This is a genomic window from Streptomyces aurantiaciflavus (genome assembly GCF_049808595.1).
Taxonomy (GTDB): Bacteria; Actinomycetota; Actinomycetes; order Streptomycetales; family Streptomycetaceae; genus Streptomyces.
The window spans coordinates 61,036-78,370 of the sequence record NZ_JBNCAQ010000014.1; the positions used below are offsets into that span (position 1 = coordinate 61,036).

General features: G+C 70.2%; 18 protein-coding genes. 11 read left to right on the top strand and 7 right to left on the bottom strand.

From position 1 onward, the window contains the following. Positions 1-45: 45 nt before the first annotated feature. A complete protein-coding gene (locus ACPT94_RS18725; protein ID WP_425246333.1) occupies positions 46-897 on the bottom strand; it encodes a maleylpyruvate isomerase family mycothiol-dependent enzyme in 852 nt (283 codons plus the stop codon). 269 nt (positions 898-1,166) lie between these two features. On the opposite strand from ACPT94_RS18725, the gene ACPT94_RS18730 reads away from it, so the two are divergent. From ACPT94_RS18730 to ACPT94_RS18740, 3 genes are all read left to right on the top strand, one after another. Continuing rightward, positions 1,167-1,652, top strand: coding sequence for a DUF2975 domain-containing protein (locus ACPT94_RS18730; protein WP_360333017.1), 486 nt, complete (start codon positions 1,167-1,169; stop codon positions 1,650-1,652). Continuing rightward, entirely contained in the window at positions 1,652-1,873 is a 222-nt protein-coding gene (locus tag ACPT94_RS18735) for a helix-turn-helix domain-containing protein (RefSeq protein ID WP_360333019.1), read from the top strand. The genes ACPT94_RS18730 and ACPT94_RS18735 overlap by 1 nt, the downstream gene beginning before the upstream one ends. 341 nt (positions 1,874-2,214) lie before the next feature. Beyond that, the gene (locus ACPT94_RS18740; protein WP_360333022.1) at positions 2,215-2,907 is read left to right on the top strand and encodes a lysophospholipid acyltransferase family protein; all 693 of its coding nucleotides are present in this window, start codon (positions 2,215-2,217) and stop codon (positions 2,905-2,907) included. 46 nt (positions 2,908-2,953) lie between these two features. On the opposite strand, the gene ACPT94_RS18745 is transcribed toward ACPT94_RS18740, so the two are convergent. Beyond that, positions 2,954-3,349, bottom strand: a complete 396-nt coding sequence (locus ACPT94_RS18745; protein WP_360333396.1) for a RidA family protein — start codon at positions 3,347-3,349, stop codon at positions 2,954-2,956. A gap of 138 nt (positions 3,350-3,487) precedes the next feature. Between ACPT94_RS18745 and ACPT94_RS18750 the strand changes: the two genes are divergently transcribed. From ACPT94_RS18750 to ACPT94_RS18765, 4 genes are all read left to right on the top strand, one after another. Then, positions 3,488-4,459, top strand: coding sequence for a helix-turn-helix transcriptional regulator (locus tag ACPT94_RS18750; RefSeq protein ID WP_360333025.1), 972 nt, complete (start codon positions 3,488-3,490; stop codon positions 4,457-4,459). Positions 4,460-4,682: 223 nt separating this feature from the next. Then, positions 4,683-5,375 (top strand): TetR/AcrR family transcriptional regulator C-terminal domain-containing protein, encoded by a 693-nt coding sequence (locus tag ACPT94_RS18755; RefSeq protein WP_425246334.1) that lies wholly within the window; start codon positions 4,683-4,685, stop codon positions 5,373-5,375. 241 nt (positions 5,376-5,616) lie between these two features. Beyond that, positions 5,617-6,606 carry an NAD(P)-dependent alcohol dehydrogenase gene (locus ACPT94_RS18760; RefSeq protein WP_360333030.1) on the top strand — a complete coding sequence of 330 codons (990 nt, stop codon included), beginning with the start codon at positions 5,617-5,619 and terminating at the stop codon, positions 6,604-6,606. A gap of 372 nt (positions 6,607-6,978) precedes the next feature. Beyond that, a complete protein-coding gene (locus ACPT94_RS18765; protein WP_425246335.1) occupies positions 6,979-7,728 on the top strand; it encodes a class I SAM-dependent methyltransferase in 750 nt (249 codons plus the stop codon). Between the two features lie 153 nt (positions 7,729-7,881). Here the strand turns inward: ACPT94_RS18765 and ACPT94_RS18770 are convergent, their stop codons facing one another. From ACPT94_RS18770 to ACPT94_RS18780, 3 genes are read right to left on the bottom strand one after another with little or no spacing between them, the layout of a single operon-like run. Continuing rightward, on the bottom strand, positions 7,882-8,295 hold the full coding sequence (locus ACPT94_RS18770; protein WP_425246336.1) for an arsenate reductase ArsC: 414 nt from the start codon (positions 8,293-8,295) through the stop codon (positions 7,882-7,884). A gap of 29 nt (positions 8,296-8,324) precedes the next feature. Next, positions 8,325-9,059: an aquaporin gene (locus ACPT94_RS18775; RefSeq protein ID WP_425246337.1), complete on the bottom strand. Its 735-nt coding sequence runs from the start codon at positions 9,057-9,059 to the stop codon at positions 8,325-8,327. Beyond that, on the bottom strand, positions 9,056-9,430 hold the full coding sequence (locus tag ACPT94_RS18780; protein ID WP_425246338.1) for an ArsR/SmtB family transcription factor: 375 nt from the start codon (positions 9,428-9,430) through the stop codon (positions 9,056-9,058). The genes ACPT94_RS18775 and ACPT94_RS18780 overlap by 4 nt, the downstream gene beginning before the upstream one ends. A gap of 110 nt (positions 9,431-9,540) precedes the next feature. Here ACPT94_RS18780 and arsM point away from each other — a divergent pair, with 110 nt between their 5' ends. After that, the gene (gene arsM, locus ACPT94_RS18785) at positions 9,541-10,431 is read left to right on the top strand and encodes an arsenite methyltransferase (protein WP_360333038.1); all 891 of its coding nucleotides are present in this window, start codon (positions 9,541-9,543) and stop codon (positions 10,429-10,431) included. Between the two features lie 266 nt (positions 10,432-10,697). Here arsM and ACPT94_RS18790 read toward each other — a convergent pair whose 3' ends face one another. Together ACPT94_RS18790 and ACPT94_RS18795 are read right to left on the bottom strand one after the other, a co-directional pair. Next, positions 10,698-11,819 (bottom strand): sulfite oxidase, encoded by a 1,122-nt coding sequence (locus ACPT94_RS18790; protein WP_360333041.1) that lies wholly within the window; start codon positions 11,817-11,819, stop codon positions 10,698-10,700. A gap of 116 nt (positions 11,820-11,935) precedes the next feature. Further along, positions 11,936-12,385, bottom strand: a complete 450-nt coding sequence (locus ACPT94_RS18795) for an ester cyclase (protein ID WP_360333044.1) — start codon at positions 12,383-12,385, stop codon at positions 11,936-11,938. 168 nt (positions 12,386-12,553) lie between these two features. Between ACPT94_RS18795 and ACPT94_RS18800 the strand changes: the two genes are divergently transcribed. The 3 genes from ACPT94_RS18800 (at position 12,554) to ACPT94_RS18810 (ending at position 17,270) form a co-directional block, all read left to right on the top strand. Continuing rightward, on the top strand, positions 12,554-13,657 hold the full coding sequence (locus tag ACPT94_RS18800) for a helix-turn-helix transcriptional regulator (protein ID WP_360333047.1): 1,104 nt from the start codon (positions 12,554-12,556) through the stop codon (positions 13,655-13,657). Positions 13,658-13,921: 264 nt separating this feature from the next. Beyond that, positions 13,922-16,291 (top strand): outer membrane protein assembly factor BamB family protein, encoded by a 2,370-nt coding sequence (locus ACPT94_RS18805; protein WP_360333050.1) that lies wholly within the window; start codon positions 13,922-13,924, stop codon positions 16,289-16,291. Positions 16,292-16,430: 139 nt separating this feature from the next. Then, entirely contained in the window at positions 16,431-17,270 is an 840-nt protein-coding gene (locus ACPT94_RS18810; protein WP_360333398.1) for an endonuclease/exonuclease/phosphatase family protein, read from the top strand. Positions 17,271-17,335 lie beyond the last annotated feature (65 nt).

Here is a 17,335-nt window from a genome sequence, read left to right on the forward strand (position 1 = left end):
AAGGCCCTGAGCCCGCGCCGAGGGGCGCAGGACAGGACCGGAGTCTCAGTAGACGATGGAGACGATCCGGCAGACGGCTTGGGCAAGCCGGCGCTCGCCGTGGATGCGGGCAAGGGTCAGGGCAGTGCTCGGGTCGATACCGCGCGTGCACAATCGCCAGGCAGTCTCCGGGTCCAGCTTCACTGATGCGGTCGGCCGACCACTGGGTGCGTCGGCCAGTGACCAGCGGTCTGCGGTGGCGGTCACGGTCCAGGTGCCGCCGCCGGGCCCGTCGACGGCCACCTGGACTTGTGTCCCAACGGCTGCCGACACGTCGCGCAGTGTGTGGGGCAGGGCTCGCATGAAGGTGTCCAGGACTGTGGACAGGGGCCGGGGTTCCGGGTCCGTGCCCCGGTCCGTGGCATGGCGGATCTGCTGGCGGTGAGTCCAGTACTCGGTGAACTCCCGGGCGATGTCCAGCCACTGGGGCGCCGGGTCGGCCCCTGCCCAGGAGACACCCAGACCTGTCGTCTCGAGGTCGACGGTCTCGAAATGGCGGCTGACCTGGGCGCCTGCCTGTTCCAGAGCAGTGATGAGCGCGTCCGGGCTGTGATCGGCGTGGAGGTCGACCCAATGCTGGTTGACGCGATGGACGAACGCTTCCAGCCTCTCGCCGGGCGCGAAAGCCGGCTGGAAGCCGGTTGCTCTCCAGCCGAGACGGCCGTGGTAGTCGCCGAGGATGTGGGCGGCGAGATCGTGCACGCTCCAGCCGGGGACGGCCGTCCTGCTCCACTCGGCAGGCCGCAGGGCCCGTAGCACGTCGAGGAGTGACGCCAGCTCAGACGCGAACAGGGGGCGAGCGTCGATCGGCTTGCCGAGCCAGGACAGGTCGGATGCGTCGTCGAGCTGGGGACTCATGGTCCAAGCCTGGCAGCCTGAGGACCCGGTCTGCCGGCGCATACGGTCTTTCCGCGGAGGCGGCATGAATTCGTGCAACGGGCGGATCAGGTGAAGTCGGACGTTGTCCCGGACCAGCATGCTCGGGCCGCCGAGCTGGGTGCGTGCGCGGAGGTTCAGGTCGCGGCCGCCGCCCACCCTCCATCCCAGCCCTTGCTTCTTATCTCAACCCTTGCACCGCCTATCGACATTCGATAGATTCCCATCGTGACTCGATGGAAGGATGGGGCATGGGGAAGCTGACAGTGGGTGCGCTGCGTGCCGTGCTCGTGGTGGTGCTCGCCGGCACCGTGTTCGTACAGGCGATGATGGTGTGGGCGTTGGCCACCGACCCGGAGGACGGCTCGCTCCCGCTGACCCCGCTGCGCGTGGTCACGATCCTGGGCATGGTGTCGGTCCAGGTCGCGCTGGTCTGCGTATGGCGGCTGGTGACGATGGTGCGACGCGGAACCGTGTTCTCCCCCGCCGCCTTCCGGTATGTGGACGTCCTGATCGGCGCGATCGTGGCGGCCGCCCTCGTGTGGTTCACGGTCACGGCCATCAATGCGCCGGGCCAGCGGGACGACCCGGGCGTCACCGTCATCATGGGCGGCGTCGGCGTGGCCATCCTGGGGGTCGCTCTCATCGTGCTCGTGCTGCGGATGCTGCTCGCCCAGGCCGTCGCGCGCGACATCGAAGCGTCGCAGATGCAGGCCGAGCTGGCCGAGGTGATCTGATGCCGATCGTCGTCGACATCGACGTGATGCTGGCCAAGCGGAAGATGTCCGTGGGCGAGCTCGCGGACCGCGTCGGTATCACGCCCGCCAACCTGGCGGTACTCAAGAACGGCCGTGCCAAGGCGGTGCGCTTCGCGACGCTCGCCTCGCTCTGCGAGGTGCTCAAGTGCCAGCCGGGCGACCTGCTGCGCTGGGAGGCCGAGGACGCCGCGGCCGGATGAAGGGCCCCAGGACGGGCGTGAAAGCGCCTGGCGCCCACCGGCCCGTGACATGGCACGTGGACCGTACGGACGTGGATCGCCGGAAGGGACTGACAGGAATGTTGCCGGCCTCGAGGCACATGACTGCGACCGCGCAGGCCACGGTGAGGTGGGAGGGTTCCAGTCAGCGGCACCGGCCGAGGGTGGGGACCAGGGCGGCAGCTCGAGCGGAGGGGCAGCGCGGCGGCACCGAGTCGCCACGCGCCGGTGATCGTGCGGCTCGCCCGCAGGGCGGGGAGTATCTGAGCCGCCACGGCGGCACAGACATACCGAGGGGTTGATTCGGCAGTGGGGATCCGCCCATGTTCTATTACGTGCTCAAGTACGTCCTTCTGGGGCCGTTGCTCCGGCTGCTGTTCCGGCCGCGAACTGAGGGCCTGGAGCACGTTCCGGCGGAAGGCGCGGCGATCATTGCCGGAAATCACCTGTCCTTCGCGGACCCCCTCCTCATGCCCGCGGTCGTGAAACGGCGCATCTCGTTCCTTGCCAAGGCGGAGTACTTCACGGCGCCGGGTCTCGCGGGCCGACTGACCGCGCTCGTTCTCCGCGGTGCCGGGCAGATCTCGGTGGACAGGTCGGGCAGGGGAGCGGCGCAGGGAGCTCTACGGGAGGGGCTGCGGGTGCTGGCGAGGGGAGGGGTACTCGCGATCTATCCGGAGGGCACGCGTTCCCCCGACGGCCGACTGTACAAGGGCAAGGTCGGGGTGGCAGTGATGGCACTGACTGCTCAGGTTCCGGTGATTCCGTGCGCGATGGTGGGAACCTTCGAGATCTTGCCGCCGGGACGTGTTCTGCCGAGGCTTCGGCCGGTCGCGATCCGTTTCGGGGAACCGCTGGACTTCTCGCGCTTTGCGGGGACGGTCCACCAGAAGACGGTACTGCGGGCCGTCACCGACGAGATCATGTACGAGATCCTGCAGCTGTCGGGCCAGGAGTACGTGGATCGGTATGCGGCCGACGTGAAGGCAGGACAGGCGAAGGGGCGGCGGGAATGAGATCCTGCCGCCCCTTGGCGGACCCGGTCCGGACGGCGAGGTCGCGTCAGGCGACGGCGGTTCCCTCGAGCTCGACCATCTGGCCGGGGATCGCCAGCCGTGTCACCCCGAGCATCGTGGTGGTCGGTGCCACCCCGGCGGCGCCCAACCGCGACGCCAGCACGCCGTAGTGCGGGAACAGCAGATCGACGTCGGTGGTGTAGACGTTGAGCCGGACGAGGTTCGCGAGGGACATGCCGGCCTCGCCGAGCACGGCCTCCAGGTTGTCGAGGCTCAGCGCCAACTGTGCGGCCATGTCACCGTCATGCTCGGGCTTGCCGTCGCCGCTCATCGCGGTCTGTCCGGAGCAGTACAGGGTCCGGGTGTGCCCGGAGACGAGCTCACCCTGGTTGAACCCCATCTCCACCGACCATGTCACCGGGTTGACTGCCGTTCGTTCCACTGCCACATCAAGCTCCGTTCGAATCATGGGGAGTACGTACGTCCATTGGCGCGGTAGCCGCCATCGTTGACGTCGGTGTTCACGAGCCTTCCAACAAATCACGACACCCTTGGTCATGTATTCGATACGGTTTCTCGTATGCGCGCCGATCGGCTGGTCTCGCTGGTGCTGCTGCTGCGTCAGCGCGGTCGGCTGACTGCGGACACGCTGGCCCGTGAGCTGGAGGTGTCCACCCGTACCGTGCTGCGCGACATCGAGGCGCTGTCCGCGGCCGGCGTCCCGGTCTACGCCGAACGCGGCCGACACGGCGGGTTCGCGCTGTTGCCCGGCTTCCGCACCGAGCTCACCGGACTGAACCACGACGAGGCCCTTGCCCTGCTGACCGCCGGATCGGGGCGCGGCGAGCAGGTGTTCGGGCTCGGCTCGGCGCTCGCTTCGGCCATGCGCAAGGTGGTTGACGCGCTGCCCGAAAGTCATCGGGCCACCGCGAGCGACGCGGCCCGGCGATTTCTCGTCGAGCCGGAGACCGACCTGCTCTCACGCCGGCTGGTCACCGAGGACGTGCCCGACACGACGATGATCGCGATCCGGCGCGCGGTGCTCACCGGACACAGACTGCGCATCCACTACGCGGCCGCGGACCAGACACCACGGTGGCGCACGGTGGACCCGATCGGCCTGGTCACCGTACGCGACCGGGGCTACTTGCTGGCGACGAGATCCGGCGCGGACCGCACCTACCGGCTGTCGCGGCTGTTGGCCGCCGAAGAACTCCCCGAACCGGCACAGCGACCGGACCAGGTCGATCTGGACCGGATCTGGCGGGAACGCTGTGCGCAGTTCCTGTCCAGCGGTCATGTCGCCGTGGTGACACGGGTGAACCCGGAGCGGCGGGAGGACCTGCTGAGCACCGCGGTAGCCGTCCGCGCCGCGGAACCCGACCCCGACGGCTGGCTGCGCCTGGAGGTGACGTTCCAGGACTTACGACACGCCGAGTGGGCGCTGTGGCAGCTCGGCACGGACGCGGAAGCCTTGGCCCCGGGGTCGTTGCGTACCTCCCTGCGCAACCGCGCCGCCGCGATCGCCGCCCGCTACGGAGACTCGCCCTGAGAGTTGGTCGGGGCGCGCATCAGGGTCGTCCGGCAGCGACCGACGCCACTCGGCGTCGGTCCGCAGGATGTTCACCAGGACAACGGCGTCCTGATGGTCGGGCTTCTTCCCGGAGACGACGTGTGGCGGGTGCTTGGGTAGGGTTGGTGGACGCCGTACACCCGCCGGTGGAGCGGGTGGTGGCCGGCTGGGGGCGTGGCCCGTGGGAGAGGGGTTGGTGGAGATGGCCAGGCAGGCCGGTGCCGCCGCCCAGGCGCGCGCGCCCTTGAGCAGGCAGCGGATTCTGGACACCGCCGTCGCCCTGGCCGACGAAGGCGGGGTCGAGGCGCTCAGCATGCGCAGGATCGCGCAGTCGCTGGGCGTCGTGCCGATGGCTCTGTACAAACACGTGGCCAACAAGAACGAACTGCTGGACGGCATGATCGACGTCCTGGTCGGTGAGATCGACCCGCCGGCCGCCGACACCGACTGGAAGAGGGCTGTCCGCCTGCGGGTGCTGTCGGCCCGCCGCATGCTGCTGCGCCACCCGTGGGCGCCGGCTGTCATCGAGTCGCGGACGAAGGCGAGAGCCACCCCGACGCCCGCGGTGATGGAGTACCTGGACTCGATGATCGGGATCCTGCGGGCCGGGGGCTTCTCGGTCGACCTGGTCCATCATGCGATGCACGTCATGGGCAGTCGCCTGCTGGGCTTCTCCCAGGAGCTGTTCGAGGACGCTCCTGACCGTGAGCCGGATCCGGAGGCGATGCCGCCCGAGGAGATGGCCGCGCGCTACCCCCACATCACCGAACTGGCCATGGCCGTCACTCACGACGAGGCGTCCGTCGTCGGCTCGGGCTGCGACGACCAGTTCGAGTTCGAGTTCGCGCTGGATCTGATCCTGGACGGCCTTGAGCGGTTGAAGGGCACGGCCTGACGCAGGCGACCAGTCACCGCTGCCCACCCCAGATCCGTTTCTTCCTCGTTGGCCCCCGCTCGTGCGCGGCGCGTCGCGCACCCGGCCCTCCTCACCCCTTGACGGGTGTACGCCGTACACCTACCGTTGTCGAAGGTGGGGTGTACGCCGTACACCTTTCGTGTGACCGGCGCCCGCCCGGTGCCGTACCCGGCGAGGACGGCGGGTGGCAGTCGATCCGAAGGAAGTGGGGGAGAGGGCGATGAGGGCGATCGTTCAGGACCGGTTCGGTCCGCCGGACATCCTGCAGTTGGCGGACACCGACCGGCCCGGGGTCGGGCCCGGCCAGGTGCTGGTGCGGGTGCGTGCTGCTGCGCTCAACCCCTACGACTGGCACATGATGCGTGGCGACCCGTACGTGGCGCGGCTGACTCCGGCGGTGGGGCTGACCCGGCCCAGGTCCCGGGTGGCCGGCATTGACGCGGCCGGGGTGGTGGAGGAGGTCGGCGCCGACGTGCGCGGGCTCCGGCCGGGTGATGCGGTACTGGGCTTTTGCCCGGGCTCGTTCGCCGAGTACGCGGTCACCACCGCGGATCTGCTGGTGCCCAAGCCCGCGCGCCTGACCTTCGAGCAGGCCGCAGCGGTGCCGGTGGCGGCGGTGACCGCCCTGCGTGGCATCCAGATGGTGGGGCAGACGCAGGCCGGGCAGCGGGTGCTGGTCAACGGGGCCGCCGGTGGCGTGGGCACGTTCGCCGTGCAGATCGCTGCGGCCCTTGATGCCGAGGTCACCGCGGTGTGCAGCGCCGGCAACGCCGGGCTGGTGCGTTCACTGGGAGCCGCGCACGTCATCGACTACGCCCGCGAGGACTTCACCGACGGGCGCGTGCGCTACGACGTGATCCTGGACAACGTCGGCAACCGCCCGCTGCGCCGACTGCGCGGCGCGCTCACCCCTGCGGGGATCCTGGTCGCCAACGGCGGCGGCTCGCCCGGCCGCGTGTTCGGCGCGGTCGGCTCCATGCTTCATCTGGCCATGCTCAACGTGTTCGTCCGCCAGCAGTTGCGCGTGATCCTCCCGGCGGCCCCCGCCGGGCCGGCCCGCGAGCACCTGCTGGCCGTCACCGCGCTGATCGAGGCCGGCCGGCTCACCCCGGTCGTCGAGCGGACCTACCCTCTGAGCGAGACGGCTGCGGGCGTTCGCCATGTCGAGCAGGGTCACGCCCGCGGCAAGGCGGTGGTCACCGTGCCATGAGCACGCTCGCCCTCCCGCACCACCCAACGCTCGGGCGGGATCCGGGCCGCCCCTGCCCCACCGTCGACGACGCCGGCACCACTGCTCCGGATGCCGCTGTCAGCCTGAAGCGCATCGGGCCGGTGCAGGGCGAGAACCTTTGGCGTCCGGGGCAGCATCGGCCAGGCAGCCGGGCGGCTTTCGCGCCCCACAGGGCAAGCCGGGCCAGGCTTCCGGAGTCTGAAAGCCTGGGTACCGAAAGCCCGCGAGTACGTCGATTGCCTGCTCTGGGCCACGGGAAGGTCGGCGAGTTCTGGCGGTGCCAGGGCATCAGGATCGCTCCGCCCCGATATTGAAGTGAACGCAAGGGGACCATCTGCATAGGGTGACGGCGTGGACCCGGCTGACTTCTACACAGGCATCGTCGCAGAGCTCTACGGACCGTTGAAGTCCTTCTCCCCGGACCCCGAGCTCTATGCGGCCTTCATTGAGCAAGCCGGCGTGCCGGCACTGGAGTTGGGATGCGGGGACGGTGATCCTCTGCTGGAGTTGCGCCGACGCGGTCTGCAGGTCGAGGGCGTCGACTCCTCCACGGACATGCTGCGGCGTCTGCGGCGCCGGGCGGACGAGCAGGGCATCCCCACCACCGTGTTCCACCAGCGTATGGAGGCCCTGAACCTGCCCCGCCGCTACCGGGCGATCTTCCTCGCCGGGCCGACCTTCACCCTGCTCCCCGACGACGCCACCGCGCTCGCCGCCCTGCGCGGCATCCGCGCTCACCTGGCCGAGGACGGCACAGCCCTGGTGCCCCTGTTCACCCCCACACCGATCCCGGCCGAACAGATCGGCCGCGTGCGTACGGCCGCCGCAGCCGACGGCGCCACGCTCGGGGTGTCCGTCGCCGCTGAACAACGCGACGAGGCAGCCCGGACACAGACGACGCTTCTGCGCTACGAACGCCACCACGGCTCGGACAGCAGCGTTGTGGAGCGTCCGTGGGTTTTGCACTGGTACACCCGCGACGGATTCCAGGAACTGACGGCAGCCGCCGGCCTCACCGTGACCGCGGTCACCGACCCGCACGGCAAGCCCGCCGCTGCCGACGCCACCGACCTGCACTTTTGGCTCCGAGCCGCCGCCTGACCGCCGTGTCCTTGAGTAAGTGCAGGTCGGTACCCCGTACGGGCGTGTTCGGGGCGCTGACATTCCGTTGCGGGCGCTTTGCCCATGCGCTGGTCGGAGTTGAAGAGGACGCCTTTTGATTGCCTCCCCGTCGGCGACTCCTCGGGCGGTCGTTCAGACCGGCGCGATCTCGGCGATCAGGTCCTCGACCCGGGTCTTGATCTCGTCCCGGATCGGCCGGACGGCGTCAACGCCCTGCCCGGCCCGGTCGTCCAACTGCCAGTCCACGTACCGCTTGCCGGGGAAGACCGGGCAGGTGTCCCCGCAGCCCATGGTGATGACGACGTCCGAGGCCCGGACCGCCTCGGTGGTGAGCACCTTCGGGGTTTCTGCGGAGATGTCGATGCCGACCTCGTCCATCGCCTGTACGACGGCCGGGTTGACGGTGTCGGCGGGCGCGGAGCCGGCCGAGCGCACCTCGACGCGGTCGCCGGCGAGGTGGGCGAGGAAGGCGGCGGCCATCTGGGAGCGACCGGCGTTGTGGACGCAGACGAACAGTACCGACGGGCGCGCGGCGGGAGAGCTCATGAGCAGGGGCTTTCTCGGGGAGGGGACAGTCAGGAGGAGGCGAGTTCCGGTTCGCCGTGCGGGACGACGACGTCATCAGCGGTGGGAGCAGGGCGGCCGTAGAGCGCCGATACGGCTCCCAGGCCGAGCGCGGCTCCCACCACTTGGGCCGTGATGAACGGGGCGACGGAGGCTGGAGCGATGCCGGCGAAGGTGTCGGTGAAGGCACGGCCGATGGTCACCGCCGGGTTCGCGAACGACGTGGAGGAGGTGAACCAGTAGGCGGCCCCGATGTAGGAGGCCACCGCGGCCGGAGCGAGCGAGGCGCGTCCGATCCGGCCGAGGCCGAAGACCAGCAGGACCAGCCCGGCCGTGGCGACGACCTCGCCCAGCCACAGATGGCCGGCGGACCGGTCGTGGGTGGAGAACTTCACCAGCGGCCTCGCGAACATCGCGTCGGCGAGGACCGCCCCGCTGATCGCCCCCGCGATCTGGGCGGGCACGTAGGCGGCGACGTCCCGCAGGGTGAGGCCGCCCGGGGTGCGGCGGCCGGTGAACCAGGCGGCGAGGGTCACGGCGGGGTTGAAGTGCGCGCCGGAGACCGGTCCGAGCAGCAGGACGAGCACGCCCAGGCCGAAGACGGTGGCGAGGGAGTTGGCGAGCAGTTGCACGCCGACGTCACGTGACAGCTCGGTGGCCTGGATGCCGGAGCCGACCACCACCGCGACCAGCAGTCCGGTGCCGATGGCCTCGGCGGCGACGCGGCGGCCGAGCGGTGCGTTCACGTGGTGGCTCCGGGGGATTGCGGGGTGGTCAGGAACGCGGCGAGGCGGTCCAGGACGCCGGGCAGCACCCAGTAGTAGACCCAGGTTCCGCGGCGCTCGCAGTCGATGAGACCGGCCTGCCGCAGAAGCTTGAGGTGGTGGGAGATCGTCGGCTGGGACAGGTCGAAGGCCGGGGTCAGCTCGCACACGCAGACCTCACCGCCCTCCCCGCGCGAGGCGATCATCGACATCAGCCGCAGCCGGACCGGGCCGCCCAGCGCCTTGAACACCTTCGCCAGCTCCACCGCCTGCCCCTCATCCAGCGGCGCGGCGGACAGGCCAGGGCAGCAGGCGGCGTCCTGGCCGATCACCACAAGCTCTTGTTTCGACATGCGTCTATGTTGACGTTCTTCGATCCAAGGCGCAGGATGGAACTTGCATCAACAAACGTCAATACAAGCCGTTCAGGGCGCCGCCATGCCCGTCATCCAGGAGCGAAGCCATGCGTGAGCAGTCCACCGACCTCCGCGAAACCGTCCGCCGGCGCTACGCCGCCGCGGCCGTGAAGGTCATCGAGGGCGACACCGCCTGCTGCGGACCCGAGCCGGTCGAGGTCGACGAGAACTTCGGCTCCACCCTCTACGCCGCCGACGAACGCGACGCCCTGCCCGCCGAAGCCGTCGCCGCCTCCCTCGGCTGCGGCAACCCCACCGCCGTCGCCGAACTGCGCGAAGGGGAGCGTGTGCTGGACCTCGGTTCGGGCGGCGGCATCGACGTCCTGCTCTCCGCCCGCCGCGTCGGACCGACGGGCAAGGCGTACGGGCTGGACATGACCGACGAGATGCTCGCGCTGGCCCTGGCCAACGCCGCGAAGGCGGGCGCGACGAACGTGGAGTTCCTCAAGGGCACCATCGAGGCGATCCCGTTGCCCGCGAACACCATCGACGTGGTGATCTCCAACTGCGTGATCAACCTGTCCACCGACAAGCCCGCCGTGTTCGCCGAGACCTTCCGCGTGCTCGAGCCCGGCGGCCGGATCGGCATCTCCGACGTCGTCGCCGACGACACCCTCACCCCCGGGCAGCGGGCTGAACGCGGCGACCACGTCGGCTGTATCGCCGGTGCCCTGTCGTTCGCCGAGTACCGCGCGGGGCTGGAAGCCGCCGGATTCACCGGCATCGAGATCACCCCGACCCACCCGGTCGCCGACGGGATGCACTCCGCCGTCGTCCGCGCGGTCAAGCCGGCTGGTGCCACCCGGAGCAGCGGCTCGGCCACGGTAGGGGAGTGCTGCGGCGTCAACGCCTGCTGCACACCGAATGAGCAGGCCACCGACCCTTCCGCCACTGTCGCCGACGCGAAGGCCGCCAGCGGCTGCGGCTGCCGGCACTGATCCGCCTGGCCGAGAACGAGCCCGACGAGGACGGGTCCGGCTGCCGTCGGCAAGGCTCCTGCTGCTGACCCCGGAAGGTCAGCGCACGGCAGGCGCGTCCGCAGCCGGTTCCCCGGCAGACACCGGTTCGCACTCCGCCGGGTGGCGTTGCTGCCGGCCTCCGTGGTCGCCACGAGCAGGTGCCGCCCGCACCGGACTCGGCTTCCAGCCTTCGTCGGCACCGACTCCACACGCGCCGAACCGACCGGTTCCAGGCGGCCGGGCGGTCATGCCGTGTCAGAGCACACCACCGGAACTCGCTGGGCGAGGTTGTTGGCGAACCCGCCCAGGTTCCAGGGCTGTTCGACTGGCTGGGTGCTTCCCGCCGCGTCGTAGGCACGGGCGCTCAGGACGTGGTCGCCGGGGACTGCCGACCACACGCAGGACCACCGGCGCCAGGCCCACCGGTGTCCGTGATCCGGTTCCAGCTCGGCCGGATGCCACGTCACGCCGTCGTCCGTGCTCACCTCCACCGCCGTCACCGGGGCACCTCCCGACCATGCCCGTCCTTCCAGCGTGACCGCGCCGGGCACGACCACTCGGGTCCGGGACATGAAGTCGGGAAAACCCGGAGGGATCAGGAGCGCCCGGGGAGAGATGAGGGTGACCGGTTCGCCCACCTCCTCGGGCGCCTTCCTGATCCGGTAGGCGACGGACTGCTGGAAGCCGGTGAAGGGCGAGTCGAGGACGGTTATGTCGCGCAGCCACTTCACCTGGGCCATTCCGTACCAACCGGGCACCACGAGGCGGAGCGGGCTGCCGTGCTGGGGCGGCAGAGGTTCGCCGTTCATGGCGTAGGCCACCAGCACCTCGGGTTCGTCGCCGGTGGCGACGTGGAACGGAAGGCTCCGCTGGTAGTCCTGCTCGACACCGCGCTCCACGCCGTGGTCCGCCCCGGTGAACACGACGTCGACGGCGTCGGGCCGCGTTCCGGCCTCATAGAGGAGGACACGCAGCGGCACTCCCGTCCACTCCGCTGTGCCGACGGCTCCGACCAGCCACGGCTGGCTCACCGGCCTCGGCGTCAGCAGGGCTCTGCCGTTGCCCGCGCACTCGAGGGTCACGCGCGTGGTGATCGCGGGGTACGTGCGGAGCTGCGTCGGCGAAAGGCTGAGCGTGCGCCGTACACGGCCGCTCACCGTGAGCCGCCAGGCGGCTTCGTCCGGGACATAGGGGATGTCGTAGTGCGTCAGGACGTAGTGGAGGCCGGGCGGGGTGACGTCGTAGCGCATGGCCTCCAGGGGCAGGCCGTGATTCCGGGCGGCCAGGGCCAGCTCGTCCTGCCCCAAGCCCTCGCCCGGTGCGGCCACCCGGGCGGGAGTGCTCACGTCGGCGATGCGACGCCCCATGCCCTGATTATCGTCCGCCCTTACCGATCGTGCCTGCGCACCCTTCAGCCCAGGTGTGCGGGGTCCGGCGACGGCGGCAGAACGCTCGCGTGCGGCCGTGCCGCCGCCCCGGTGTGTCAGCCGATCAGGCCGAGTTGCCGGAGATGCGCGACGTCGTCACGGACGCCCCAGTGCTCGACCACCTTGCCCTCGGCGTCGAAGCGCATCCAGTGGATCTGCCGGAACCGGAACGAGCGCCCCGACGCCTCGTGGCCCATGAACGGCCCGTGGTGGGTTCCCTGGTACCAGTTGCGCATCACGACGACGTCGCCGGCCGCGACCATGTCCTCGATCTCGACGCGGGCATCGGGGAAGGCGGTGCGGAGCATGCGGATCAGCCCGCGCACCGGCTCGACCCCCACCTGATGCCCTTCCGGTGCGGTGTGGTTGACGATGTCCGGGGCGAAGACCTCGTCGAGGACGTCGAGTGCGCCCTGATCGAAGCCCTCTTCGTAGATCCGCCTCATGTTCCTCATGTTCCGCTCGCCGACCTCGGTCACCTGCGCGGATTCACTCGCTGTGTTCATGCTTCAGAACCTAGTGAGGGGCAGGCGCAGGGCCTATCCCAGGAATATGGGGGTCTGTCGTCGCGGCTGCGCTCGCGGTCGGGGAAGCCGGACGGGCGCGACGGCGCGGCGCCATCCCGGGATCGTGGGGGTACCGCCTGCCATGGCCTGTGGGGCATGCTCGGCCGCATGGACCTCACCGCACGCATCCGGCAGCTCGCCGCCTCCGAACTGGACCTCACCCAGGTGCGGATCGAGCTGGACCGGCTGCTGCGCAAGGCGGTCGGCTATGATCTCGCCGCCATCTCCACCGTCGACCCGTCGACTCTCCTGTGGACGAGCTGCTTCGTCAGCGGCATCGATGCCGAGGGCTCCGCCGCCCGTGAGACCGTCATCTTCGAGGGGGAGTTCCGCGGGACCGACGTCAACAGCTACGCACGCTTGGCCAACGCTCCCGTTCCTGTCGCGGGCCTGCACGCCGCGACCGGCGGCGACATCACGGTGGCCGAGCGCTACGAGCCCCTGCTGAGCCGCTTCGGAATCTGCGACGAGGTCCGTGTCATGCTGCGCTCGAAGACAGGCTGCTGGGGCTCGCTCACTCTGTACCGGGCCCAGCCGTCACCGCCGTTCTCGGCAGCCGACCTGGAGCTCCTTGCCGGCATCGTCACTCCCGTCGCGGACCTGCTCCGCCTCACCCTGCTCCGTGCCGCGCTCGCCGCTCCGGGCGACCTGTCGGCGCCGCCCGGTCTTCTGCTGGTGCAGCCGACAGGGGAGACGGTCACCATGACCGACGACGCCCGTCTATGGCTGAACACCCTCGACGACCGGGACCGGCTGCCCAGTGCGGTCCGGGCCGTGGCCGCCGCCGTCCGCACCGGTGACGGCCTGGCCCGAGCAGCCCTGCCCGGTCGGGACGGCCGGTGGGTCGTGCTGCACGGCTCAGCGGCGGGAAACCAGATCGCCGTGATCGTCGAGGGCGCCCGCCCCACGGTGATCAGCGAGGTGATCACTCAGGCGTACGGGCTCACACCCCGCGAGCGTGAGATCACCGAACTCGCCGCACAGGGCCGGAGCACCCGCCAGATGGCCACGCGGCTGGCCATCTCACCCTTCACCGTCCAGGACCACCTCAAAGCGATCTACACGAAGGCCGGCGTCAACAGCCGGGGCGAGCTCGTCGCGGCGCTGTACAACCAGCATTACGCGCCCCGATCCGCTGTCGGCGCACGGCCTGGTCCGTACGGGTGGTACCTCGACGACGCCACCGACTCACAGGGCGGAACGCCCGGCTGAGGGCACGGGTCCAGTCGCGGCGCATGCCGGGGAGAGCCGGTACGGGTCGTCGGCGGAGCCGCGGCGCGGCACGTGCGGATCGCCGTCCCTGGGCGTCAGCCGGTGCGCCTGCGCGCAGGCTTCCTCCCGCTGATCACGTCCGGCCCCCGCTGTGGCGGAACGTGCCGCTCTGCGTCTTTGGATTGAGCAGAACGCAGGATCTCCGGAATGATGCGGGCATCTCGACAGCGGCCCCTACGAGGGGCGCGGGGGGAGGGGCATCGGGTGGGAGCGTTACAGGACCTGGAGCCGGAGGACCCGCAGCGGGTGGGGCGCTACAAAATCGTGGCGCGGCTCGGCTCCGGCGGCATGGGGCATGTGTACCTGGCGCGTTCGCCCGGCGGGCGCCCGGTCGCGGTGAAGGTGGTGCGCCCCGAGCTGGCCCAGGACGGCGACTTCCGGCGCCGCTTCGCCCGCGAGGTGACCGCGGCCCGGCGGGTCAACGGGGCGTTCACCGCCGGCGTCGTCGACGCCGACCCGGACGGCTCCCCGGCCTGGCTGGCCACCGTCTACGTACCCGGCTTCTCCCTGGGCGAGGCGATCGCCGGACACGGTCCCTGGCCGATCCAGTCGGTACTCGCCCTCGGCGCCGCACTGGCCGAGGCCCTGGAGGCCATCCACGCGGCCGGAGTCGTCCACCGCGACCTCAAACCCTCCAACGTGCTCCTCGCCAACGACGGTCCGAGAGTGATCGACTTCGGCATCTCGATCGCCGGCGAGGCCAGCGCGCTCACCGGCACCGGCATGACGATCGGTACTCCCGGCTTCATGTCCCCCGAACAACTCACCGGTCGGCCGGTAGGACCGGCCAGCGACGTCTTCGCCTTCGGCGCCCTACTGGCCTACACGGCGACCGGGGTCGGCCCGTTCGGTACCGGCACCCCGCACGCGCTTCACTTCCGCGCCGTGTACGAACAGCCCGACCTGGACCCGCTCCCACCCGAACTGCGCCCTGTCGTGGCCGCCTGCCTGGCCAAACAGCCCGATGAGCGCCCCACCGTCGCCGACATCCTCGACCGGCTGACCAGCGCCGGCGAGGACAGAGGCGGCGATACGGCCGCCGCCACACTGCTGCTCACCGAGCCCGGCTGGATGCCCGACCCCGTCGCCCAGCTCGTCCGGGAACACACCGCCGCTCCCCTTCCCCACACCCCGCCCCCGCCGGGCACACCCCCAGCGCCGCCGCCCACGGCAACGCAGGCCGCCCCCGACTCCTCGTCTCACACACCGCCGGAAGCGGCCCTCCCACCGTCCGCCGAGCGGCCCCACCCCGAACCGTACGCGCCCCCAGCCGCCGCCGAGCCGATACCCGAGGTACACCAAGCACCCACTCAGACCGGCGAACAGCCCGGACCGGTACCCGTCCCGCCCGCGCCCGGCACCAGCGCATCGGATGCGGCAGAACTGCCGGCGGACCCCACACCACCCCCTTCGCACGGCCACCCCTCCGGGCCCCACCTCCCCGTGTCCCGGCGCCGCGCCCTGCTCGCCCTGACCGGCGCCACTCTCACCGCCGCGGCCGTCCTCGTCACCTGGAAGCAGCTCGACGACGGCTCCTCCGACGCAGCGCCGCCGAGAGAACCCGCCGGGAAGAGCAGCTCCTCTTCCTCTGCCGCCCCGAGTCCCAGCCGAAAGCCCGGTGAGCAGATCTGGTCCTTTCGCACCGGCAATTCCGTGGAATCGTCGCCGACGGTGGTCGACGGGACGGTCTACGTCGGCAGCCGCGACCACAAGTTGTACGCGGTGGACGCGGGCACCGGAAAGCAGCGCTGGTCCTTTCCCACCGGCGACTGGGTGCGTTCGTCGCCGACCGTGGTCGACGGGGTGGTCTACGTCGGCAGTCACGACCGCAAGCTGTACGCGGTGGACGCGGGCACCGGAAAGCAGCGCTGGTCCTTCCCCACCGGCAGCACAGTGCTCTCCTCGCCGGCAGTCGCCAACGGCGTCGTTTACGTCGGCAGCGACGATCACAAGTTGTACGCGGTGGACGCGGACACCGGAAAGCGGCGCTGGTCCTTTCCGACCGGCAGCATCGTGCTCTCCTCGCCGGTAGTCGCCGGCGGCGTGGTCTACGTCGGCAGCAACGACGGCAACCTGTATGCGGTGGACGCGAGCACCGGAAAGCGGCGCTGGTCCTTTCCCGTCGGCAACGGGCTGGCCGCGTCACCGGCAGTCGCCAACGGCGTCGTTCACATCGGTGGTTGGGACCACACGTTGTATGCGGTGGACGCGGACACCGGAAAGCGGCGCTGGTCCTTCCGCACCGGCGACATGGTCGTCTCGTCGCCGGCAGTCGCCGGCGGCGTGGTCTACGTCGGCAGCAACGACGGCAAGTTGTACGCGGTGGACGCGGACACCGGAAGGCAGCGCTGGGCCTTCCGCACCGGCAGCGACGTGACGTCGTCGCCGGCCGTCGCCAACGGCGTGGTCTACGTCGGTAGCTGGGACTACACGTTGTATGCGGTGGACGCGGACACCGGAAGGCAGCGCTGGGCCTTCCCCACCGGCATGATCGTGGACTCCGCGCCGGCGGTCGCCAACAGTGTGGTCTATGTCGGCAGCAGCGACTTCCATCTGTACGCGGTCCAGGCATGACCCCGGCCCGCAGGTAGCGCTTTGGGCGCATGCTGTCGAAATCGACAGCATGCGCATGATGGGCCGTTCAGCCGAGTCCCGTGCCATAACCTCGTGCATAGAAGCGACAGACGCCATATGCATCCACTTCGAGGAGGCGATAGTGCTCGGAAGGGGCGCGTGGTTGCTCGCGGGTGCCATGACCGTGGCCTGGATGGTGCTCGTCGGCCCCAGTGCGCCGAGCGGTGCCCTGTCCGCCGGGTCACAGCCCGTCGAAGCGGTCAGGGATGTCGTACCGAACCGGGTCATGACGTGGAACATCTGCAACCCCTGCGAGGCAAGCAACGTCGACCGGGCAGCGGAGATCGCCACGTTTGCGCCCCAGGTCATCGGTATGCAAGAAGCGTGCGTGCGTGACGTCGAAAGGATCCGGGACTATCTGAAGCGCCGTCATGGACTCGTTTACCACGTTGAGTACGGGGCGGTACTTCGGAACTGGGGCCGCTGCGGGGGAGTGCCGTGGAGTCCGGGTGCCTACGGCCAGGCGGTCCTCTCGGCGGCACCGATGACGGATCCCGTCAACGTGGAATACCCCGACGGCGGATCCGAAGACCGTGGGTACATGGCAGTCACCACCACTGTGGGCGGCCGCTCCGTCCGGGTCTTCAACACACACCTCGCCGAACGACGTCAAGAGGCAGTCCGAGCGGACCAGACCCGCGTACTCGCCGCAGACGTCGCCCGGCACGACCGCGCGATCGTTCTCGGCGACTTCAACGCCGTGCCCGACGCCCCCGAACTCACCGGGATGTGGGCACTCGCCGCGGACACAGACCCCCAGTGCCATCCCTCGCCCACCGGCACCTGCAAGCCGACCACCGACTGGCAGAGCAAGTTCGACTACGTTTTCCTGCGAGGCGTCGTCCCGCTCGAGCACCAGGTGCATCCGACCCCGTACTCGGACCACCACCTGCTGCGCGCCGACGTGGACCCGACTTAGCGAACGCCCGCACCCGGCGCTCAGCTGCGTTTCACCGGCGCCGACGGCATCCGCCTGACCTGTCG